The sequence below is a fragment of the Pseudomonas sp. SWI7 genome (assembly GCF_006351945.1).
In the GTDB taxonomy this organism is placed as follows: Bacteria; Pseudomonadota; Gammaproteobacteria; order Pseudomonadales; family Pseudomonadaceae; genus Aquipseudomonas; species Aquipseudomonas fulva.
On the sequence record NZ_CP040930.1, the window covers coordinates 2,762,221 to 2,784,081 of the forward strand.

15 protein-coding genes and 2 pseudogenes are annotated in these 21,861 nt (G+C 62.3%); 10 read left to right on the forward strand and 7 right to left on the reverse strand.

The genetic code is table 11. The features are described 5' to 3' along the window. Positions 1-13: 13 nt before the first annotated feature. A complete protein-coding gene (locus FH041_RS12685) occupies positions 14-898 on the reverse strand; it encodes an MBL fold metallo-hydrolase (protein WP_027914546.1) in 885 nt (294 codons plus the stop codon). 102 nt (positions 899-1,000) lie between these two features. Between FH041_RS12685 and FH041_RS12690 the strand changes: the two genes are divergently transcribed. Next, positions 1,001-1,906, forward strand: coding sequence for a LysR family transcriptional regulator (locus tag FH041_RS12690; RefSeq protein WP_027914545.1), 906 nt, complete (start codon positions 1,001-1,003; stop codon positions 1,904-1,906). A gap of 8 nt (positions 1,907-1,914) precedes the next feature. On the opposite strand, the gene FH041_RS12695 is transcribed toward FH041_RS12690, so the two are convergent. Continuing rightward, positions 1,915-2,784 (reverse strand): oxaloacetate decarboxylase, encoded by an 870-nt coding sequence (locus FH041_RS12695; protein ID WP_027914544.1) that lies wholly within the window; start codon positions 2,782-2,784, stop codon positions 1,915-1,917. 417 nt (positions 2,785-3,201) lie between these two features. Here FH041_RS12695 and FH041_RS12700 point away from each other — a divergent pair, with 417 nt between their 5' ends. After that, on the forward strand, positions 3,202-4,653 hold the full coding sequence (locus FH041_RS12700) for an MDR family MFS transporter (RefSeq protein ID WP_027914543.1): 1,452 nt from the start codon (positions 3,202-3,204) through the stop codon (positions 4,651-4,653). A 77-nt stretch (positions 4,654-4,730) separates the two neighbouring features. Here the strand turns inward: FH041_RS12700 and ttgR are convergent, their stop codons facing one another. Continuing rightward, the gene (gene ttgR / locus FH041_RS12705) at positions 4,731-5,363 is read right to left on the reverse strand and encodes an efflux transport transcriptional regulator TtgR (protein ID WP_023534320.1); all 633 of its coding nucleotides are present in this window, start codon (positions 5,361-5,363) and stop codon (positions 4,731-4,733) included. A 255-nt stretch (positions 5,364-5,618) separates the two neighbouring features. On the opposite strand from ttgR, the gene FH041_RS12710 reads away from it, so the two are divergent. From FH041_RS12710 to FH041_RS12725, 4 genes are all read left to right on the forward strand, one after another. Continuing rightward, positions 5,619-6,785, forward strand: a complete 1,167-nt coding sequence (locus tag FH041_RS12710) for an efflux RND transporter periplasmic adaptor subunit (RefSeq protein WP_027914542.1) — start codon at positions 5,619-5,621, stop codon at positions 6,783-6,785. Between the two features lie 3 nt (positions 6,786-6,788). Further along, positions 6,789-9,941: a multidrug efflux RND transporter permease subunit TtgB gene (gene ttgB, locus FH041_RS12715; protein WP_140174680.1), complete on the forward strand. Its 3,153-nt coding sequence runs from the start codon at positions 6,789-6,791 to the stop codon at positions 9,939-9,941. Then, a complete protein-coding gene (locus tag FH041_RS12720) occupies positions 9,938-11,392 on the forward strand; it encodes an AdeC/AdeK/OprM family multidrug efflux complex outer membrane factor (protein WP_027914540.1) in 1,455 nt (484 codons plus the stop codon). The genes ttgB and FH041_RS12720 overlap by 4 nt, the downstream gene beginning before the upstream one ends. 158 nt (positions 11,393-11,550) lie before the next feature. Beyond that, positions 11,551-12,072, forward strand: a complete 522-nt coding sequence (locus FH041_RS12725) for a DUF962 domain-containing protein (RefSeq protein WP_027914539.1) — start codon at positions 11,551-11,553, stop codon at positions 12,070-12,072. A gap of 66 nt (positions 12,073-12,138) precedes the next feature. On the opposite strand, the gene FH041_RS12730 is transcribed toward FH041_RS12725, so the two are convergent. From FH041_RS12730 to pcaR, 3 genes are all read right to left on the reverse strand, one after another. Beyond that, positions 12,139-13,428, reverse strand: coding sequence for an MFS family transporter (locus tag FH041_RS12730; RefSeq protein ID WP_023534482.1), 1,290 nt, complete (start codon positions 13,426-13,428; stop codon positions 12,139-12,141). Between the two features lie 137 nt (positions 13,429-13,565). Then, positions 13,566-14,768, reverse strand: a complete 1,203-nt coding sequence (gene pcaF / locus FH041_RS12735) for a 3-oxoadipyl-CoA thiolase (protein WP_027914538.1) — start codon at positions 14,766-14,768, stop codon at positions 13,566-13,568. A gap of 184 nt (positions 14,769-14,952) precedes the next feature. Continuing rightward, a complete protein-coding gene (pcaR, locus tag FH041_RS12740; protein ID WP_177438153.1) occupies positions 14,953-15,828 on the reverse strand; it encodes a pca regulon transcriptional regulator PcaR in 876 nt (291 codons plus the stop codon). A gap of 431 nt (positions 15,829-16,259) precedes the next feature. On the opposite strand from pcaR, the gene FH041_RS12750 reads away from it, so the two are divergent. Beyond that, positions 16,260-16,460, forward strand: coding sequence for a hypothetical protein (locus FH041_RS12750; RefSeq protein ID WP_027914536.1), 201 nt, complete (start codon positions 16,260-16,262; stop codon positions 16,458-16,460). 304 nt (positions 16,461-16,764) lie between these two features. Next, the gene (locus FH041_RS12755) at positions 16,765-18,237 is read left to right on the forward strand and encodes an inorganic phosphate transporter (RefSeq protein WP_140174682.1); all 1,473 of its coding nucleotides are present in this window, start codon (positions 16,765-16,767) and stop codon (positions 18,235-18,237) included. Between the two features lie 66 nt (positions 18,238-18,303). Here FH041_RS12755 and FH041_RS12760 read toward each other — a convergent pair whose 3' ends face one another. After that, on the reverse strand, positions 18,304-19,779 hold the full coding sequence (locus FH041_RS12760) for a helicase HerA-like domain-containing protein (RefSeq protein ID WP_027914535.1): 1,476 nt from the start codon (positions 19,777-19,779) through the stop codon (positions 18,304-18,306). A gap of 311 nt (positions 19,780-20,090) precedes the next feature. Here FH041_RS12760 and FH041_RS23245 point away from each other — a divergent pair. Beyond that, positions 20,091-20,915: pseudogene (locus FH041_RS23245) on the forward strand (cache domain-containing protein); the annotation flags it as partial. A gap of 309 nt (positions 20,916-21,224) precedes the next feature. Then, a pseudogene (locus FH041_RS23250) lies at positions 21,225-21,821 on the forward strand (methyl-accepting chemotaxis protein); the annotation flags it as partial. Between the last annotated feature and the right edge of the window lie 40 nt (positions 21,822-21,861).

Below are 21,861 nucleotides of genomic sequence, written 5' to 3' on the forward strand. Positions count from 1 at the left end.
TACGCGCGCACCGTCACTGGAGGGGCCACTGCATCTCGCCCTTGGCCACCTTGGCGCTGAGCGCCAGCGCACTCTCATCGCCCAACCCCGGATAGCGTCGTTTCATGGCCTCGACCAGCGCAGCCGAATCGTTTGCTGCGCGCGCCTGCGCCTCGAAGGTGCGGATGTAATCGACGGTAAAGCCAACGGACTGCGGTGAGTAATCACTGGCACCGACGAAGTGCCCTGGCACCACGGTTTGCGGCGCAAGCGCCTGGATGTCCGCCAGGGTTTGCAGCCAATGGGCACGCGAGGACGCCGATTGTGTGTCGGCCATCCACACATGAATGTTCTGCGAAACCACGACCCCGCCAACCACTGCCTTGATCGAAGGTATCCAGACAAAGCTGCGGTCCGGCTGCGGTCCTTCAAGGCCACGCACCTCCAGCACCTGGTCCTCGAGCAGCAGGCGGTTGCCTGTCAACACCTTGGGCAGCACCAGCCGCTCAGGTTTTTGCGCCCCCATTTCAGGCCCCCAGTACGCCAGTTTAGCCTCCATGGTGTTGCGGATGTGTTCGACCGTGGCGACCGAAGCCAACACCTCGGCGTCAGGGAACGCCTGGGTCAAGGTTGCCAGGCCGAAGTAATAATCGGGGTCACCCTGGCTGATGTAGATCGTCGTCAAGCGCTTGCCACTCGCACGGATACGCTGCACCAGTTGCCGGGCGTGATCAGTGCCAAATTGTGCATCGATCAACACGGCGTCACGCGGGCCGCTCACGATCACCGAGCTGACCGCAAACGGCGCATCGGCGCCAGGGTTGTACACGTCCAATTGCAAGGGAGCGGCGGCCAGCAGTGGGGCGGCACAGGCCAGGCATCCGAGCACCAGGCCACGCAAGGGAGAAAGGAGTGTCATCGCAGGCATCCGTCAGAGTGGAAATGCCTGCAGCTTAAGGGGCGACACCCTGCAGAAAAATGCCATGCTTGCACATGGTTTGTTTCTGAAATCGGGCAAATGATGGATCGTTTAACAGCTATGCGCGTTTTCGTCACGGTAGTGGACCTTGGCAGTCAGTCGGCGGCGGCCGAGCACCTGCAGCTCTCGCGCCCCGTGGTCTCTCGGTACCTGGCACAGCTCGAAGCGTGGGTGGGCGCGCGGCTGATGCAGCGCACCACGCGCCGGCTCAGCCTGACTGCCGCAGGCCAGGACCTCCTGCCGCGCTGCAGGCAATTGCTGGAGTTGGCCAGCGAACTGCAAGGAGCCGTACAACAGCAAGACCAGACACCACGGGGGACATTGCGTATCAGCGTCAGTACGTCATTTGGACAGGCGCAGCTGGCCGATGCCGTGGCCGCCTATGTGCGTCAGTACCCATTGGTAAAAGTCGACCTGCAGATGCTCGATCGCACCGTGAACCTGGTGGACGAACGCATCGACCTGGCCATCCGCAACAGCAACGACCTGGACCCTAGCCTGGTTGCCCGCCGCCTGAGCGTATGCCGCTCGGTGATCTGCGCCGCGCCCGCCTACCTGGCCGAGCACGGCACACCCGAGCGGGTCGAGGACCTGTCACACCACAATTGCCTGACGCACAGCTATTACGGCAATGGGGTGTGGCAGTTCGAGGTCAACGGCCAGCAGGTCGCGGTGCCGGTTCAGGGCAACATCAGCGCCAACGAGTCCCTGACATTGCAAAAGGCGGTAGCAGCAGGCGCCGGCATCGCCCTGCTCCCCACCTATCAGGCGGCTGCCGCCCTGCGCAGCGCAGAACTGGTGCGCCTGCTTCCCGAGGCCAGGCCGCAGACCCTGGACCTGACGGCGGTCTATACCTCACGCAAGCACATGCCCGCGACCTTGCGCACCCTGCTGGACTTTCTCGTCCAGCGCTTCGAGGAGGAGCCGGCCTGGGACTGGGACCTGTAAGCGCCTGCTTACTCCTCGACGCTCATGTATTCCTTGGCCCAGCGGATGTAGTCCTCGGGCTGGGTGTAGGTATGCGAAAGCTCGGTGGCGCTCAAGTTATCGGACTTGTGCTGCTGGCCACGCTGCTGGCGCAGGCAGTCGTACGTCGCCTTGATGGCGGCGAAGTAAGCCGCGTGACCGTCGACGGCGATGCGCACGCCCAGGCTTGCCAGACGCGCGTCATCATGCAGGTTGGGGTTGCCGTAGGTCACCAGCATCAAGGGTACGGTCAGGTGGCTGGCGATCTGTTCGAGCTGGTCGAAGTCCTTCACCCCTACCATGCAGATGCCATCGGCACCCGCTTTCTGGTAGCTCTGGGTCCGCACGATCACTTCCTCGGTGCTGAGCACGCCGGCGTTGGTACGGGCGATGATCGACAGGGACGAATCGACGCGCGCCTCGAGCGCCGCGCGGATCTTGCCCACGCCTTCTTCTACCGATATGAGATCGGTGGACTTGCGCCCGAACTGGGCCGGCAACAGCGTATCCTCGATCGTCAACGCCGCCACGCCGGCACGCTCCAGCTCCGTGACAGTGCGCATCACGTTCAGCGCATTGCCGTATCCGTGGTCGGCGTCTGCCAGCACCGGCAACTGGGCCACGCGACCAATTCGCGTGGCTTGCTCGACGAATTCGCTGAGTGTGATCAGGGCAAAATCCGGCGCAGCCAGTACCTGCAGCGATGCCACCGAACCTCCGAGGATGCCGACCTCAAAACCCAGGTCCGCGGCAATGCGCGCAGACATGGGGTCGAACACCGAGGCGGTGTGGTAGCACGAACCTGAAGCGAGCAGCTCGCGGAAGGCAATACGCAGATCTTGGTGGGAAGCCTTGGGCATGATCACTCCGCAATTGTAGAAATTTCTGAACGGTAACTACCGGCCTCTGTATCGGGCGTACCTGCACAATTCATGGACCACTCAAGTCGCGGTCATGCTCCACATGCAGGCAGAGGAATAAAGGTGTAGGAGCCAGGGGAATCCGATTAACCCCCGAGAGGTCGCACCAAGCTAGTGCAAACAGGGGCTTAGCGCGGGATTGGCATACCAAAGATATCACGGGGCCAGCCTCTGCTGGATGAATGCGTTGATGCCGATCGTGCATAGGCGATGCTCAGAGTACATAGGAAGCTACGTAACTCAGGTTACACTGCCATGCTTTCACTGCCCCTGTGCAGGCGTGCCCTGGTCTTGATGGCGCGTAGCTGTAGCCTGCGGGATCGTTCGGATGAAGCCCACTCAAACCAAGGAACTGCCGTGCCCCCTGCCCTGCCTGCGATTGCCCTGCGCCAGATCCTGACCGCCTTGATGCTGGCCATCTTTCTCGGCGCACTGGATCAAACCATCGTGGCAGTGTCATTGCCTGCGATCTCCGCGCAGTTCAATGATGTCGGTCTGCTGGCCTGGGTCATTTCCGGCTATATGGTGGCCATGACAGTGGCCGTCCCGATCTACGGCAAGCTGGGCGATCTCTATGGGCGGCGTCGCATGATCCTGACCGGGATCGGCGTGTTCACTGTCGCCTCGATCGGCTGTGCGCTGGCTCAGGACATGCCGCAACTGGTGCTGGCCAGAGTGCTGCAAGGCATCGGCGCAGGCGGCATGGTATCGGTGAGCCAGGCGATCATCGGCGACTTCGTGCCCCCGCGCGAACGAGGCCGCTATCAGGGCTATTTCAGCAGCATGTATGCCCTGGCCAGCGTGGCGGGGCCGGTACTGGGCGGCTGGCTGACCGAGTACCTGTCCTGGCGCTGGGTGTTCTGGATCAACGTGCCGCTGGGCATCGCCGCGCTCTGGGCTATCCACCGCGCCCTGGCCGGTCTGCCCGTGCAGCATCGGCCCGCACAAGTGGATTATCCGGGCGCGCTGCTGCTGATCGTGGGCTTGGGCAGCCTGCTGCTCGGGATCACCCTGGTCGGCCAGGGGCAGGCCTGGACGGCGCCCGCCGTGCTAGGCCTGTTCACCTGCGCCGTGATCGCCATGATCCTGTTCATCCTCCAGGAGCGCCGCTGCGTCGAGCCACTTCTGCCGTTGACGCTATTCGGCAATCGCGCCGCGGTGCTGTGCTGGGGCGTGATTTTCTTCGCCAGCTTCCAGGCCATTTCCCTGACCATGCTGATGCCCTTGCGCTACCAGGGCCTCACCGGTGCCGGTGCCGACAGCGCCGCCTTGCATCTGCTGCCGTTGGCCATGGGGCTACCCATCGGTGCTTTTACCGCAGGACGTCTGACAACGCGGCTTGGCCGCTACAAGCCGCAGATCCTTACTGGCGCCCTGCTGATGCCGGTGTCTATCTTCGCCTTGGCGATCACGCCGCCGCAGGCCGGGCTGGCCAGTGCACTGTTCATGCTGCTGACAGGGATCGCGTGCGGGATGCAGTTCCCAACGTCACTGGTAGGCACGCAGAATGCCGTGCAGGCCCAGGACATGGGGGTCGCCACCAGCACCACCAACCTGTTTCGGTCCCTCGGTGGCGCCATGGGCGTGGCCTGCATGTCGAGCCTGCTGCTGGCCTTGCTGCACCAAGGCGGGTTCGCGTTGCTGGACAATCCGTTGCTGGGTACCTTCAAGGCCAACCAAGTGAGCCCTGAACTGCAGGCACACTTGGCGATCACTTTCCGGCATCTGTTGATGGCCAGTGCAGGGGTCGGCGTCATTGCACTGGTGGTGGCGGTGCTGCTGCCGGATCGGCCACTGCGCGGGCATTGAGGTGGCCCGCAGGGAAGCTCAGGTGCTGATCACTGGCACGTCCCTGGGGACTAGCCCTCACAAACCTTCACAAAGTCTCATTTGCGCATCGCCGGGCTCAAGCGCAGCATATCCAACCCGGCGTCGACCCATTTCTCGGCGTTGCCCAGCAGGTCCACGCTGTCGGGCAGCAACAGCCAGCGCCTGATCAACCCGTCAACGTAAGAAAACATGGCCACCGCTGCCCGCTCCACATCCAGCTCCACCGGCAGTTGGCCACGGCGCACTGCATTGGCCAGGGCCAGGGTAATGCCTGTGTGGCAGTCCACTACTGCCACCTGGCGCTGCTGGCGGATTTCGCACATGTCATCGGTGAACTCGCACTTGTGATGCAGAATCTCATTGATACGGCGTGTCCTGGCGTCGCGCACCAGGTCGTTGAACACTTGCAGCAGCAATTTGCGCATGCAGTCGAGCGGGTCGAGTTCGTCCTCGCTTTCGCTGGCGCGCGCGAGATGGTCATGGGTTTCATGCAAGCTGTCGAGCAGTGCCTGCACCAGCTCGGCCTTGTTATTGAAGTGCCAGTAGATTGCACCTCGCGTGACGCCCGCCTGTTCGGCGATGTCCGCAAGGGTGGTTCGCGCAACCCCGCGCTTGTAGAAAGCCCTCTCTGCCGCCTGGATGATCTGGGCGCGAGTTTCCTGGGCTTCCTCTTTGGTTCGACGGACCATGGCAGTACAACCTCATCTGGCCCGAACGCGGCGACGCGTGCGGGAAGGCTCCGGGGCGCCTCTAGGGGCACCTGGCGGATCAAGCTAATCAAGGGCTGTGGCGGTAGCCATGGACAACCCGGCGGTATTTACAAACAACCATGAATGTAAGTATATTCCTTAGCAAGCTATTTATCCACCGGATAGCCATTTATCCAGATCAAGACATTCCATTACTCTTGAGCGTCTCCCTGCTCCTGCGATCCGAGGATTCTCATGCAATTCAAGCCAGCCGTTACCGCCCTGGTTTCAGCCGTAGCCCTCGCAACCCTGCTCAGTGGCTGCAATAAAGAAGACCAAGCCGCGCAGCAGCAACAGCAGCAGCAGGCGCCTCAAGTCGGCGTAGTGACCCTACAGCCGCAGGCCTTCACCTTGACCACCGAGCTGCCAGGCCGCACCAATGCCTACCGGATCGCCGAAGTTCGTCCACAGGTAAACGGGATCATCCTCAAGCGCCTGTTCAAGGAAGGCAGCGAGGTCAAGCAGGGTCAACAGCTGTATCAGATCGACCCGGCCGTCTACGAAGCCAACCTGAGCAAGGCCCAGGCAGACCTGCAGGCTACCCGCTCTCTGGCTGATCGCTACAAGCAGCTGATCGAGGAACAGGCGGTTTCCCGGCAGGAATACGACGACGCCAATGCCAAGCGCCTGCAAGCCGAGGCCTCGCTCAAAAGTGCGCAGATCGACCTGCGCTACACCAAGGTCCTGGCCCCCATCAGCGGCCGCATCGGTCGTTCGGCGGTAACCGAAGGCGCGCTGGTCAACAGCGGCCAGACCAATGCCATGGCCACCATCCAGCAACTGGACCCGATCTACGTCGACGTGACCCAGTCCACTGCCGAGCTGCTCAAGCTGCGGCGCGAGCTGGAAAGCGGCCAACTGCAGCGCGCTGGCGACAACGCAGCGTCGGTCCAACTGGTGCTCGAAGACGGCACCCTGTACAAGCAGGAAGGGCGCCTGGAGTTCTCCGAAGTGGCCGTGGACGAAACCACCGGCTCGGTCACCCTGCGTGCCATCTTCCCCAACCCTGACCACACCCTGTTGCCTGGCATGTTCGTGCATGCACGGCTCAAGGCGGGCGTGAACGCCAATGCCATCCTGGCACCGCAGCAGGGCGTGACGCGCGACCTCAAGGGCGCCCCTACCGCGCTGGTGGTGAACAAGGACAACAAGGTCGAACTGCGCCAGCTCAAGGCCAGCCGTACCGTGGGCAGCGACTGGCTGATCGAGGAAGGCCTGAACCCAGGCGACCGCCTGATCACCGAAGGCTTGCAGTACGTGCGTCCAGGTGCCGAGGTCAAGGTCAGCGAAGCCACCAACGTCAAGAAGCCGGACAGCCCCAACCAGGGCAACGCAGCGAAAGCAGACGCCAAAGCGGAGTAAACCATGTCGAAGTTCTTTATTGATCGCCCGATCTTCGCCTGGGTGATCGCCTTGGTGATCATGCTGGTCGGCGCCTTGTCGATCCTGAAGTTGCCGATCAACCAGTACCCCAGCATCGCCCCACCGGCCATCGCCATTGCCGTGACCTACCCGGGCGCTTCGGCGCAAACCGTGCAGGATACGGTGGTGCAGGTGATCGAACAGCAGCTCAACGGTATCGACAACCTGCGTTATGTGTCGTCGGAAAGTAACTCCGACGGCAGCATGACCATTACTGCCACCTTCGAGCAGGGTACCAACCCCGACACCGCCCAGGTGCAGGTGCAGAACAAGCTCAACCTGGCCACCCCCCTGCTGCCGCAGGAAGTGCAGCAACAGGGTATCCGCGTCACCAAGGCCGTGAAGAACTTCCTGATGGTGATCGGTCTGGTGTCCGAAGACGGCAGCATGACCAAGGACGACCTGGCCAACTACATCGTCTCCAACATGCAGGACCCGATCTCGCGTACGGCCGGTGTGGGTGACTTCCAGGTGTTCGGCGCCCAGTACGCCATGCGCATCTGGCTCGATCCGGCCAAATTGAACAAGTTCCAGCTGACCCCGGTGGACGTCAAGACCGCCGTGGCTGCCCAGAACGTTCAGGTCTCCTCCGGCCAGCTCGGCGGCCTGCCAGCCGTGCCTGGGACGCAGCTCAACGCCACCATCATCGGCAAGACCCGCCTGCAGACTGCCGAGCAGTTCGAGAAGATCCTGCTCAAGGTCAACAACGACGGCTCCCAGGTACGCCTGGGCGATGTGGCCCAGGTCAGCCTTGGCGGCGAGAACTATGCCGTCAGCGCCCAGTTCAACGGCAAGCCCGCCTCGGGCCTGGCCGTCAAGCTGGCCACGGGCGCCAACGCACTGGATACGGCCAAGGCCCTGCGCCAGACCATCGCCGACCTGGAGCCGTTCTTCCCGCCAGGGGTCAAGGCGGTATTCCCGTATGACACCACGCCGGTGGTCACCGAATCGATCAGCGGGGTCATCCATACCCTGATCGAAGCCGTCGTGCTGGTGTTCCTGGTGATGTACCTGTTCCTGCAGAACTTCCGCGCCACCATCATCACCACCATGACCGTACCGGTGGTTTTGCTGGGCACCTTCGGCATCCTTGCCGCCGCAGGCTTCAGCATCAACACCCTGACCATGTTCGCCATGGTGCTGGCCATCGGCCTGCTGGTGGACGATGCCATCGTGGTGGTGGAAAACGTCGAGCGTGTGATGTCCGAAGAAGGGCTGCCGCCCAAGGAGGCGACCAAGCGCTCCATGGAACAGATCCAGGGCGCGCTGGTGGGTATCGCCCTGGTATTGTCGGCCGTACTGCTGCCCATGGCGTTCTTCGGGGGCTCCACTGGTGTGATCTACCGCCAGTTCTCCATCACCATCGTCTCGGCCATGGGCCTGTCGGTGCTGGTGGCGCTGGTCTTCACCCCGGCGCTGTGCGCCACCATGCTCAAGCCTTTGAAAAAGGGCCAGCACCATGAGGCCAAGGGTGGGTTCTTCGGCTGGTTCAACCGCAGCTTCGATCGCAGCGTCAACGGCTACGAGCGCAGCGTGGGGACCATCCTGCGCAACAAGATTCCGTTCCTGTTGGGCTATGCCCTGATCGTGGCCGGCATGATTTTCCTGTTCACCCGCATTCCAACCGCGTTCCTGCCCGAGGAAGACCAGGGTGTACTGTTTGCCCAGGTGCAGACGCCGGCCGGCTCCAGTGCCGAGCGTACCCAGGCAGTGGTCGACCAGATGCGCGAATACCTGCTCAAGGACGAAGCCGACACGGTATCCTCGGTGTTCACCGTCAACGGCTTCAACTTCGCAGGCCGCGGCCAGAGCTCGGGCATGGCGTTCATCATGCTCAAGCACTGGGGTGAGCGTACGGCGGAAAACAGCGTGTTCGGTCTTGCCCAGCGGGCGCAGCAGCACTTCTTCAGCTTCCGCGACGCCATGGTCTTCGCGTTCGCACCACCAGCGGTGCTCGAGCTGGGTAACGCCACAGGCTTCGACGTGTTCCTGCAGGACCGCGGCGGTGTCGGCCATGCCAAGCTGATGGAGGCCCGCAACCAGTTCCTGGCCAAGGCTTCGCAAAGCAAGATCCTCAGCGGTGTACGCCCCAATGGCCTGAACGACGAACCGCAGTACCAGCTGACCATCGATGACGAGCGTGCCAGCGCCCTGGGCGTGACCATCTCGGACATCAACAACACCCTGTCGATTGCCTTCGGTGCCAGCTACGTCAACGACTTCATCGACCGCGGCCGGGTCAAGAAGGTCTACATCCAGGGCGAAGCCAATGCCCGGATGAGCCCGGAAGACCTGCAGAAGTGGTATGTGCGCAACGCCGATGGCGAAATGGTGCCGTTCTCTTCGTTCGCCAAAGGTGAATGGACCTACGGCTCGCCCAAGCTCTCGCGCTACAACGGCGTAGAAGCCATGGAAATCCTCGGTGCGCCTGCCCCTGGCTACAGTACCGGTGAGGCCATGGCCGAGGTCGAGCGCATCGCCGGCGAACTGCCAAGCGGCGTAGGTTTCTCCTGGACGGGCATGTCCTACGAGGAGAAGCTGTCTGGTTCGCAAATGCCGGCCCTGTTCGCCCTGTCGCTGCTGTTCGTGTTCCTGTGCCTGGCAGCGCTGTACGAAAGCTGGTCGATTCCGATCGCCGTGGTGCTGGTGGTGCCACTGGGCATCATCGGTGCGTTGATCGCTACCAGCCTGCGCGGGCTGTCCAATGACGTGTACTTCCTGGTCGGCCTCTTGACCACCATCGGCCTGGCGGCCAAGAACGCCATTCTGATCGTCGAGTTCGCCAAGGAATTGCACGAGCAGGGCCGCAGCCTGTACGACGCGGCGATCGAGGCGTGCCGCATGCGTTTGCGCCCGATCATCATGACCTCGCTGGCCTTCATCCTCGGCGTGGTACCGTTGACCATCGCCAGCGGCGCTGGCGCCGGCAGCCAGCACGCCATTGGTACCGGCGTGATCGGCGGCATGATCAGTGCGACCGTGCTGGCCATCTTCTGGGTACCGTTGTTCTTCGTCGCAGTGTCGTCGCTGTTCGGCAGCAAAGAGCCGAAAAAAGATGACACCCCTGAAACTCCACGTTATGAGGCTGGGCAATGACCAAGTCTTTGTTGTCCCTGGCAGTCACCGCTTTCATCCTCGGCGGCTGCTCGCTGATTCCCGACTACCAGACCCCGGAAGCACCGGTGGCTGAGCAGTGGCCGCAAGGCCCGGCCTACTCGCCCACCCAGTCGGCGGACGTCGCTGCCGCTGAACAGGGCTGGCGGCAGTTCTTCAACGACCCGGCGCTGCAGCAACTGATCCAGACCGCGCTGGTCAACAACCGGGACCTGCGCGTCGCGGCGCTGAACATCGACGCCTACCGCGCCCAGTACCGCATCCAGCGTGCGGACCTGTTCCCGGCGGTGTCGGCCAACGGCAGTGGCAGCCGTCAACGCATCCCGGCGAACATGTCGCAGACTGGCCAGTCGGGCATCACCAGCCAGTATTCGGCAACCCTGGGCGTCAGTGCCTATGAACTCGACCTGTTCGGCCGCGTGCGCAGCCTTTCGGAACAGGCGCTGGAGACCTACCTGTCCAGCGAGCAGGCGCGTCGCTCCACCCAGATCAGCCTGGTGGCGAGCGTGGCGAACGCCTATTACACCTGGCAGGCCGACCAGGCGCTGTTCAAGCTGACCGAGGAAACCCTGAAGAACTACCAGGAAAGCTACAACCTCACCCGGCGCAGCAACGAGGTGGGCGTGGCGTCGGCGCTGGACCTGAGCCAGGCCCGCACGGCTGTCGAAGGCGCCCGGGTCAAGTACTCGCAGTACCAGCGCCTGGTCGCCCAGGACGTGAACAGCCTGACTGTCCTGCTGGGGACCGGCATCCCCACAAACCTGCCTGAACCACTGCGCCTGGACGCCGATCAACTGGCCGAAGTACCGGCAGGCCTGCCGTCGGACCTGTTGCAGCGCCGCCCTGACATCCAGGAGGCCGAGCACCTGCTCAAGGCGGCCAACGCCAACATCGGCGCTGCCCGCGCGGCCTTCTTCCCCAGCATCAGCCTGACGGCCAATGCGGGCACCTTGAGCACCGACATGGGCGGGCTGTTCAAGGGTGGGTCGGGCACCTGGCTGTTCCAGCCGCAGATCAACCTGCCGATCTTCACCGCCGGCAGCCTGAAAGCGAGCCTTGACTACGCCAAGATCCAGAAGGACATCAACGTCGCCCGCTACGAGAAGTCCATCCAGACTGCGTTCCAGGAAGTATCCGATGGGCTGGCCGCGCGCAAGACCTTCGAGGAGCAGTTGCAAGCCCAGCGGGACCTGGTGCAAGCCAACCAGGACTACTACCGCCTGGCCGAGCGTCGGTACCGTATCGGCATCGACAGCAACCTGACGTTCCTCGACGCCCAGCGCAACCTGTTCAGTGCGCAGCAGGCGCTGATCGGTGACCGCCTTTCGCAGCTGACCAGCGAAGTCAACCTGTACAAGGCACTCGGTGGCGGCTGGTACGAGCGCACCGGGCAGGCCAACCAGCAGGCCTCGGTACAGACGCCCCGCGGCTGATACCCGCCCGCTTGCTCACCACCCGCCAGGCCTCGACAGACGCGGTGGGTGATGAGCAAGGCGCGGCCCTGGCATTCGCCAGGCTGATGATGATGGTGACCACAGCTATCCTGAGCTATATCGGGCACACCCCGGCAAGCCCACCAGGAGGCAGCACCATGAGCACCCTCGCCGAGCACCTGATCCGCTACGCGGGCTATCACCGCGACCCACGCAACATCGTCACTCATTTCGTCGGCATACCTCTGATTGTCCTGTCCGTGACCATTCTGTTGTCTCGGCCAGGCGGGTCGCTGGGCGGCATTTGGCTGTCTCCTGCCCTGCTTGTCTCGGCGGCGGCCACCTGGTTCTACCTGCGCCTGGAGCTTCGCTTCGGCCTGGTGATGGGCGCCCTGTTGGGCCTGTGCCTGTGGTTAGGTCACCTGCTGGCGGTGCAGACCACGGCGCTGTGGCTGTCGGTGGGCGTGGGTGCATTCGTGGTGGGCTGGATCATCCAGTTCGTCGGTCATCATTACGAGGGGCGCAAGCCAGCGTTCGTCGATGACATCAGCGGCTTGATCATCGGGCCGCTGTTCGTGGTGGCCGAAGCGGCCTTCATGATGGGCCTGTGCCCTGCCCTCAAGCGTCAGATCGAGCGCGCCGCCGGCCCGGTGGCGGTGCGTAAGGCCGTGCGGCAGTGACAACCTCGACAGGCCGTCCCGATACCGCGGACGGCCCGCCGCGCTTCATGCTCTGTGTCGAGCTCGTCAATGATCGTGGTGCAGGTACTTGGCTTGTTTTGGCAAGCGCAGGCTGAACAGGAAAGCGATGGCCATCATGGCGGTCACGTACCAGTAGAACGTGTTTTCCATGCCCAAGGTCTTGAGCCCCAGGGCCACGTACTCCGCCGACCCGCCAAACACGGCGTTGGCCACCGCGTAGGCAAGCCCCACGCCCAAGGCCCGCACCTGGGGCGGGAACATTTCGGCTTTCACCAGACCACTGATGGAGGTGTAGAAGCTGACGATGCACAACGCCAGGCTCACCAGCACGAACGCCATGAAGGGGCTGCTGACCGTCTTGAGCGCCATGAGCAATGGCACCGTGAACACCGTGCCCAGCGCGCCGAACAACAGCATGGAGTTACGCCGGCCGATGCGGTCGGACAGCATGCCGAAGAACGGCTGCATCACCATGAACAGGAACAGCGCCCCGGTCATTGCGTAGCTGGCGTGCTTGGCGGTCATGCCAGCCGTGTTGACCAGGTACTTCTGCATGTAGGTGGTAAAGGTGTAGAAGATCAGCGAGCCGCCAGCGGTGTAGCCCAGCACCGTGATGAAGGCCGCCAGGTGATTGCCGAACAAACCGCGGATACTGCCGGCGTCCTTGTCCTGGCGCGTTTCTGCGCTGCTGGTTTCGTGCAGGGAGCGGCGCAGCATCAAGGAGATGACGGCAGCGATCGCACCGACCACGAAGGGAATTCGCCAGCCCCAGGCGCGCAGCTCGTCTTCGGTCAGCAACTGCTGCAGGATCACCACCACCAATACTGCCAGCAACTGGCCGCCAATCAGGGTCACGTACTGGAACGATGCAAAGAAGCCCCGCTGGCCACGCAGCGCCACTTCGCTCATGTAGGTCGCCGTGGTGCCGTATTCACCCCCCACCGACAGGCCCTGAATCAAGCGCGCCAGCAGCAGCAATGCCGGCGCCCATGTGCCAATGCTGGCGTAAGTGGGCAGGCAGGCGATGGCCAAGGACCCGAAGCACATCATCAGTACCGAGATCATCAGCGAGTTCTTGCGACCGTGGCGGTCGGCCAGACGGCCGAAGATCCAGCCGCCGATAGGCCGCATCAGAAAGCCCGCGGCAAACACACCGGCGGTATTGAGCAGTTGCACGGTCGGGTCATCTGAGGGAAAGAACGCCGGAGCAAAATAAATGGCGCAGAAGGCGTAGACATAGAAGTCGAACCATTCCACCAGGTTGCCTGAAGAGGCGCCGACGATGGCGAAGATGCGTTTGCTACGCTCCTCGCCAGTGTAGTGAGGGGTGGTCATGTCAGTCGTGCTCCTGGAGGAATACAAGGTAAGTCTAGACATACCTGGTTACACAGTCGTTCCGCGTGGTGTGCAATCAAGTGCAGCGAGGCGCTGCCGGCTGCCCTCATCTCTGAGGCACCCGGGCGCAGGCTCCCTCAAAGCCGTTCAATGGCCAGCGCCAGCCCTTGACCGACACCTACGCACATCGTGGCCAAGCCTTTGCGCCCTCCTGTGCGCTCAAGGTGGTGCAGCGCCGTCAGTACCAGGCGCGCACCACTCATGCCCAGCGGGTGGCCCAGTGCGATGGCACCGCCGTTGGGGTTGACCTGGGGCGCATCGTCCGCCACCCCTAGCCCGCGAAGAACGGCCAGCCCCTGGCTGGCGAAGGCCTCGTTGAGTTCAATGACATCAAATGCGCTGATGTCGATGCCCAGTCGCTCGATCAGCTTGCGTACCGCAGGCACCGGCCCGATGCCCATGACCCGCGGGGCCACCCCCGCACTGGCCATGCCCAGTACCTTGGCGCGAGCGGTCAGGCCATGGGTGTGCACGGCCTCGGCAGACGCCAGGATCATCGCTGCCGCGCCATCGTTGACCCCCGATGCATTGCCCGCCGTCACCGTTTTGCCCACGCCATTGACGGGGTTGAGCCTGGCCAAGGCCTCAAGGGTGGTATCGGGTCGCACGTGCTCATCGTGCTCTACCCAGGTCTCACCCTTCTTGTGCGCGACGCACACCGGCACGATTTCCTCGGCGAAAAACCCGGCAGCTTGCGCCGCTGCGGCCTTGTGCTGACTGCGCAAGGCAAACGCATCCTGGTCGGCGCGGGAGATGCCATGGTCGTCAGCTACGTTGTCCGCCGTCTGCGGCATGGCATCCACGCCGTATTGCGCTTTCATGAGCGGGTTGACGAAACGCCAGCCGATGGTGGTGTCTTCCAGTTGCATGGTGCGTGAATAAGCGCTTTGCGCTTTGCCCATGACAAACGGCGCTCGCGACATCGACTCCACGCCGCCCGCGATGGCCAGCTCCATTTCGCCACAGGCGATGGCGCGGAACGCCGCGCCGACGGCCTCCATGCCCGAAGCGCACAAGCGGTTGAGGGTGACACCCGGCACGCATTCAGGCAGCCCGGCCAGCAGCAACGCCATGCGTGCCACGTTACGGTTGTCTTCGCCCGCCTGATTGGCACAACCGAAAAACACCTCGTCCAGGTGCGCCCAGTGCACACCCGGGTTGCGCGCGATCAATGCCTTGAGCGGTACCGCCGCCAAGTCGTCAGCCCGGATGCTGGCAAGGGCGCCACCAAACCGGCCAATGGGCGTGCGAACGGCATCACAAATATAGACCTCGCGCATCTTGCGTCTCCTGCAGTGACCATGGGCGCCGGCGATACAGGCACAATCGGGTCACTGCAACCTGTCCGCCGGGTGGGCATCAGGTTAGGGACAAAGGCGGGGCCGTCACAATTAGCTCAAGGCTGAACTGGGCGATTATCGAACGCTTTGTCAGCAGGCTGTAATGATCCTAAAGCCTTCGCGCTTATCCAAACAGCTGATGGCTGAGCTCTTGGCTGGCTTCCAGTAGTACGGGAAGAAACCGCTGCTCCAGTTCACTGCGCGGTACACGCCCGACGTGGGTACTGACGTTCAGCGCCGCCAGTACCTGGCCTGAGGCGTCGTAGACGGGCACGGCCACCGAGCGCAGGCCTTGTTCGAGTTCCTGGTCGACCACGCACCATCCCTGGCTACGCACTTGCTCGATGCAGGCGAACAGCGACGGGGCGTCGTGCAGGGTACGGCTGGTGCGGGCCTTGAGGTCGGCACGATCGAAGTATTCGCGCAAGCTGGTGTCGTCCATGGCCGCCAGGAGGATGCGGCCCATGGACGTGCAGTACGCCGGGAGCCGTCCACCGACCGACAGGTCTACCGAGATCAGGCGCTCTACCGTCGCCGAGCGGGCGATGTACAGAATGTCGTCCCCTTCGAGGGTCGCCATGTTGGCCGCCTCGTGCAATTGGTCGCTGATACGGTCCAGGTAAGGCTGCGCGGAAATGGCCAGGGGTGTCGATGACAGGTACGCATGGCCGAGCGTCAGCACTTTGGGCAGCAAGGAGTAGGTACGCCCGTCGGTGGTCGCGTAGCCCAGCTTCATCAGCGTATGCAGGCATCGGCGCACTGCCGCCCGAGGTATTTCGGTGCGATGGCTGATTTGCGCGATGGTCAGGTGCCGCTTGCGTTCCTGAAATGCCTGTATGACGGCAAGCCCACGCGCCAGGGAGGTCATGAAGTCAGGATCGCCGGTGAACGCCTGAATGCGTTTGGCCGGCGATGCCACGATTGGCGGGGCCAGGGCGGGTACCGGACTGCGTGTTGGTTCGGGCAGAGCACTGTCACGGGCTGTTTTATCGTCATTCATCGCACACCTCAACAAAATCGCCGACTTGTGCGATTATCGAACAACCGGCCGATAATCGCAATTGACCGGCGACACGTTTGCTTATACCTTTCCAGTGCCACTTGTGGCTTCTTTGGAGAGACTGGTCAGGTACCCACCGTAGAAGTCCCAGGCAACGGCCCTGCCAATTGGTGGGGCCGTTTTGTTTTTGCGGTGTGCATCGCGTGCGATATCGAACTTTCACACGTTGTGGTTTTCTTAATATCGACATGTCTTTGATTGCCCGTCGGGCCAATCCCATCACACTGGCCTTATTCGAGTGTTGATATACTCCGGTCGTCTAGTTGGACGACGCGTCGATCCAGGTCCCGCCGGCAAGTTAAGTGTCGATATCGTCTAACGGTTTACGCCGACAGGGCGGTCCTCTTTCCAATTCAATTCAGGTACTGCATGTGACAAAAGAAGAACTGCGCGCAGAACTCGAGCGCCAGGCTGAGCGTTTCAAGGATGTGTATGGCGGCGAAGTGACCACCTATGCGGCACAGCCGGAACCGGAACGCAAACCCTGGCGCAAACGCGCCAACATGCGCGACCAGGCGTTCAGCCAGGAGCTGGAACGCATGGAGAAGGAATTGCGCAGCGCTAACCCCTAGCCCTTTGCCCAATCGTCAAAGCGCTAGGGGTGCCCAGAGCGCGTAATTGCTCTGGCGCAATGGTTGTAATGGAATTTCACAAATTTCATACGGGCGTTTAAAACGATTAACCGCCTCACCTTCCGCGCATTTTGCTGATTTTTCGCTGACGTTGAACACATTTGGCTTCGATAATGTTGACCGACCTGCAGTGGCAGACGGCAATTTCTGACCTGGGCGACATGATCAGCGGCTGCCGCGGGTGCATCGATTGCCAACGTTTTCTGGCATAATCCGGCCCCCCTACGACCGCCAGACAACCTTCATGATCGATTTATTCAGCGGACTGGATGCCTGGGTATTGGTGAGCTTGCTGCTCGCCTTGACCTTCGTGCTCGCCTTCGAGTTCATCAATGGCTTTCATGACACCGCCAACGCGGTAGCCACCGTCATCTACACCAAAGCCATGCCACCACACCTGGCCGTGTTCTTCTCCGGCGTGTTCAACTTCCTTGGCGTTCTGCTGGGTGGGGTCGGGGTGGCTTATGCCATCGTGCACCTGCTTCCGGTAGAGCTGCTGATCAATGTGAACACCGGGCACGGCCTGGCCATGGTCTTCTCGCTGCTGGCCGCAGCCATTACCTGGAACCTGGGCACCTGGTACTTCGGTATTCCTGCGTCCAGTTCGCATACCCTGATCGGCTCGATCCTGGGCGTGGGCCTGGCCAACGCGCTCATCAACGACATTCCGCTGGGTGACGGCGTCAATTGGCAGAAAGCCATCGATATCGCCATGTCCCTGGTGGTTTCGCCGATCGCCGGGTTTGCCGTGGCCGCGCTGGTCCTGCTTGGCCTGAAATGGTGGCGCCCGCTGTCGAAGATGCACAAGACGCCTGAGCAACGCCGCAAACTGGACGACAAGAAGCACCCGCCTTTCTGGAATCGTCTGGTGCTGGTGATTTCGGCCATGGGCGTGAGCTTCGTGCACGGCTCCAATGACGGTCAGAAAGGCATTGGCCTGATCATGCTGGTATTGATCGGCATCGTACCGGCCAAGTTCGTGCTCGACCTGAACAGCACCACCTACCAGATCGAACGCACCCGTGATGCCACGTTGCACATGAGCCAGTTCTACGAGCGCAACGCTGCCACGCTGGGCGAATTCCTGGCGCTGGGCAAGGCCAAGGCCAGTGACCTGCCTGAACAGTTCAGCTGCAATCCCCAGCAGACCGAGCCGACCATCGCCGCGCTGCAGTCCTCGCTGCAGGGCGTGACCGACTACCGGGCCCTGGACGCGGACAAGCGTGTAGAAGTACGCCGTTACCTGCTGTGCCTGGACGACACCGCGAAAAAGGTTGGCAAGTTGCCGGGCCTGGATGCGCGTGAAAAGTCCGACCTGGAAAAGCTGCGCAAGGACCTGACCTCCACCACTGAGTACGCTCCGTTCTGGGTGATCGTGGCCGTTGCCCTGGCCCTGGGCCTGGGCACCATGGTTGGCTGGCGCCGCGTGGTGTTGACCGTCGGCGAGAAGATTGGCAAACAGGGCATGACCTATGCCCAGGGCATGTCGGCGCAGATCACCGCGGCCTGCGCCATTGGCATGGCCAACGTGTTCGCGCTGCCGGTTTCAACCACGCATGTGCTGTCTTCCGGCGTTGCTGGCACCATGGTCGCCAACAAAAGCGGCCTGCAGGGCGGTACGGTGAAGACCATCCTGATGGCGTGGGTGCTGACCCTGCCCGCCTCGATGGGGCTTGCCGCCGGCCTGTTCTGGTTGGCGTCCAAGGCAATCGGCTGACCTCAGCCCATAGAAAAAGGCGCCGTCGGGCGCCTTTTTTATGGGCGATGGTTTCACACCGCGCAGCTACTTCTTTTTCCCGCCCAGCAACGAGCCCATCAGCCCGCGCACCAGCTGCCGCCCCAGTTGATTGGCAGCCTGACGCATCGCCGACTTGATCGCCTGCCCGGCCGCGCCTTGCAGAAATTCGCCCGCCTTTTCAGCGAAACTGCTGTCATCAGCCTTGGGTTGCGGCGCGGGCTCCACCGCTTCGCCCTTGCGTTGGTTGAGCCTTTCGTAAGCCGACTCCCGGTCTATGGGTTTGTCATAACGGCCAACCAAGGGGGACCGCGCAATCAGTGCACTGCGCTCGGCCTCACTCAACGGGCCGATGCGCGATTGCGGTGGGGCGACCAGCACTCGCTGCACACTGGCAGGTGTTCCCTTGTCCTCGAGCGTGCCGACCAGTGCCTCGCCGATGCCCAGCTCGGTCAGCGAGGACAACGCATCGAATGAAGGGTTGGGGCGAAAGCCCTCGGCTACGGCGCGTAGCGCCTTCTGCTCCTTGGCCGTATACGCCCGCAAGCCATGCTGGATTCGCAGGCCCAACTGGGCAAGGACTGCATCGGGCAGGTCGGCTGGGGACTGGGTGACGAAATACACCCCGACCCCTTTTGAGCGAATCAGCCGCACCACCTGCTCCAGGCGGTCTTGCAAGGCCTTGGGCGTGTCCTTGAACAGCAGGTGCGCTTCATCGAAGAACAGCGCCAGCACCGGTTTTTCGGCATCACCACGCTCGGGCAGTTGCTCGAACAGTTCGGCCAGCAGCCACAGTAGAAACGTGGCGTAGACCTTGGGTGCCTCATGCACCAGGCGGCTGGCGTCGAGCAAATGGATGCGCCCTCGCCCATCCGGGTCGGGCCGCAGAATGTCTTCGAGCTGCAATGCCGGCTCACCAAACAACGCCTCTGCCCCCTGCTGCTCCAGGGTGGCCAGCCGGCGCAGCAACGCCTGCACGGACGCGCCGGTAACCAGCGCACTGTCTTCGCCCAGCACCTGCGGGTTGTCCTTCAGGTGGCCAAGCAGCGCTTTGAGGTCCTTGAGGTCCAGCAACAGCAAGCCTTCGCGATCGGCCACCTTGAAACTGGCATACAGCGCCGCCTGTTGGCTATCGGTGAGCTCAAGCAAGTTGCCTAGCAGCAAAGGCCCCATTTCGCTGATCGTGGTACGCAACGGATGCCCCGACTGGCCCGCGATGTCCCACACGCTGACTGGGTAGGCCTGTGGCTGGTGGTGCAACCAAGGCATCCCTGCGATGCGCTCGGCCACCTTGCCCTCAGGCGCGCCTTTGGCGCCTAGCCCACACAGGTCGCCTTTGACGTCGGCCGCGAACACCGCCACGCCGGCATCGCTGAAAGCCTCGGCCAAGTGTTGCAGGGTCACGGTCTTGCCGGTACCGGTGGCCCCCGCCACCAACCCGTGCCGGTTGGCAAGCCGCATCGCTTGCCCTACGGGCTGGCCATCAGGGCTTGATCCTACAACGATAAATGAAGATTCCGACATCTCTTTAATCCTCTGCTCAAGCTTTGTCTTACTTCGGCCGATACCTCTGGGTGATATTCGCCTTACTCAGAGAGAACAACCGAAAAAGGACTTTTCGGGATGTTGCACTGGCTGGGCCCTACAGCTGCGAACGCCTGATACAAAACCTTAGCGGACCCGATGATTTCATGAACAAAAGCCTTCGTTTCAGCCACAAGATTCTGCTGGCAGCATCACTGATCGTGATCCTCGCATTCAGCCTGTTCACCCTCTACAACGACTACCTGCAGCGTAATGCGATTCGCGAGGACCTTCAGGACTACCTGACTGAGATGGGCGCCTCTACGTCGACCAACATCCGCAGTTTGTTCGAGGGACGTATCAAACTGGTCGAGAACCTGGCGCAGAATATCGCCCAGCAACCGGCCAATGCTGAAACCCTGATGGGCCAGCAGGCGCTGATATCGAGTTTCCTTACCGTTTACCTGGGCAGGGTCGATGGCAGCTTCAGCGTGCGCCCGGATGCAAAGATGCCTGACGGGTACGATCCCCGCACACGCCCCTGGTACAAGGATGGCATGAGTGCCAGCGGCACCCTGCTGACCGAACCCTACATCGACATGACCACCAACAAGATGGTGATCGGCATCCTCGACAAGGTGGCCGATTCGGTGGGAGTGGTCGGTGGTGACCTGGCACTGGACGGCCTGGCGCAAATCATCAACTCGCTGAACTTCGGCGGCATGGGGTATGCCTTCCTGGTAAACGACCAAGGCAAGATCCTGGTCCACCCGGATCAAGGCCTGGTGATGAAATCATTGTCAGACCTGTTCCCCGAGCGCACACCGAAGCTCACCCCTGAGCTGACCGAAGTGCAAAGTGACGGCCATGCCCGCCTGCTGACGTTCACACCGGTGACCGGCTTGCCTTCGGCCAACTGGTACATCGGCCTGTCGGTGGACAAGGACAAGGCCTTCGCGATGCTCAGCACGTTCCGCACCTCCGCCGTGATCGCCACCGTGGTGGCCGTGGTGATCATCATCGCCCTGCTGGGGCTGCTGATCCGTGTGCTGATGCAGCCGCTGCACACCATGACACGGGCCATGGAGGACATCGCCGAGGGCGAAGGCGACCTCACCAAGCGCCTGCGCATCCACCATCACGACGAGTTCGGCATCCTGGGCAACGCCTTCAACCGCTTCGTCGAGCGTATCCACGGCTCGATCCGTGAAGTGTCCTCGGCCACCGAGCAGGTGAACGAAGTCGCGTTGCGTGTGATCAGTGCGTCCAATTCGTCGATGACCAATTCCGACGAACAATCCAACCGCACCAACAGCGTGGCGGCCGCCATCAACGAGCTGGGCGCTGCCGCCCAGGAGATCGCCGGCAATGCGGCGCAGGCTTCTCAGCATGCAAGTTCTGCACGGCGTCTGGCTGAAGAAGGCCAGCAAGTGGTCGATCGCAACATCGCCGCCATGAACCGGCTTTCCGACTTGATCGTGACGTCCAGCGCCCACATCGAGACGCTCAACAGTAAAACCGTCAACATCGGCCAGATTCTCGAAGTGATCACCAGCATTTCCCAGCAGACCAACCTGCTGGCGCTCAACGCCGCCATCGAGGCCGCGCGTGCCGGTGAAGCGGGTCGTGGTTTCGCAGTGGTGGCCGACGAAGTGCGTAATCTGGCCCATCGCACCCAGGAATCCGCGCAGCAGGTCCAGGGCATGATCGAGGAGCTGCAAGTGGGCGCCCGCGAGTCGGTCGATACCATGGACCAGAGCCAGCGCCACAGCCTGGACAGTGTGCAGATCGCCAACCAGGCCGGTGAGCGGCTGGACAGTGTCACCGTGCGCATTGGCGAAATCGATGGCATGAACCAGTCCGTGGCCACGGCCACCGAGGAGCAGACGGCCGTGGTCGAAGCCATCAATATGGATATCAACGAAATCAACATGCTCAATCAGGAAGGCGTCGAAAACCTGCAGGCGACGCTGCGTGCCTGTTCCGATTTGGAACAGCAGGCCAGCCGTCTGAAACACCTGGTCGGCACCTTCCGTATCTGAAGCCGGCACCGACCCGCCGAGCGCCTTTGCCTGGCGCTCG

Bases quoted from the DNA above. Each gene is read 5' to 3' on its own strand.
- FH041_RS12685 (WP_027914546.1), bottom strand. From the start codon at position 898: ATGACACTCCTTTCTCCCTTGCGTGGCCTGGTGCTCGGATGCCTGGCC.
- FH041_RS12690 (WP_027914545.1), top strand. From the start codon at position 1,001: ATGGATCGTTTAACAGCTATGCGCGTTTTCGTCACGGTAGTGGACCTT.
- FH041_RS12695 (WP_027914544.1), bottom strand. From the start codon at position 2,784: ATGCCCAAGGCTTCCCACCAAGATCTGCGTATTGCCTTCCGCGAGCTG.
- ttgR (WP_023534320.1), bottom strand. From the start codon at position 5,363: ATGGTCCGTCGAACCAAAGAGGAAGCCCAGGAAACTCGCGCCCAGATC.
- FH041_RS12710 (WP_027914542.1), top strand. From the start codon at position 5,619: ATGCAATTCAAGCCAGCCGTTACCGCCCTGGTTTCAGCCGTAGCCCTC.
- ttgB (WP_140174680.1), top strand. From the start codon at position 6,789: ATGTCGAAGTTCTTTATTGATCGCCCGATCTTCGCCTGGGTGATCGCC.
- FH041_RS12720 (WP_027914540.1), top strand. From the start codon at position 9,938: ATGACCAAGTCTTTGTTGTCCCTGGCAGTCACCGCTTTCATCCTCGGC.
- FH041_RS12725 (WP_027914539.1), top strand. From the start codon at position 11,551: ATGAGCACCCTCGCCGAGCACCTGATCCGCTACGCGGGCTATCACCGC.
- FH041_RS12730 (WP_023534482.1), bottom strand. From the start codon at position 13,428: ATGACCACCCCTCACTACACTGGCGAGGAGCGTAGCAAACGCATCTTC.
- pcaF (WP_027914538.1), bottom strand. From the start codon at position 14,768: ATGCGCGAGGTCTATATTTGTGATGCCGTTCGCACGCCCATTGGCCGG.
- pcaR (WP_177438153.1), bottom strand. From the start codon at position 15,828: ATGAATGACGATAAAACAGCCCGTGACAGTGCTCTGCCCGAACCAACA.
- FH041_RS12755 (WP_140174682.1), top strand. From the start codon at position 16,765: ATGATCGATTTATTCAGCGGACTGGATGCCTGGGTATTGGTGAGCTTG.
- FH041_RS12760 (WP_027914535.1), bottom strand. From the start codon at position 19,779: ATGTCGGAATCTTCATTTATCGTTGTAGGATCAAGCCCTGATGGCCAG.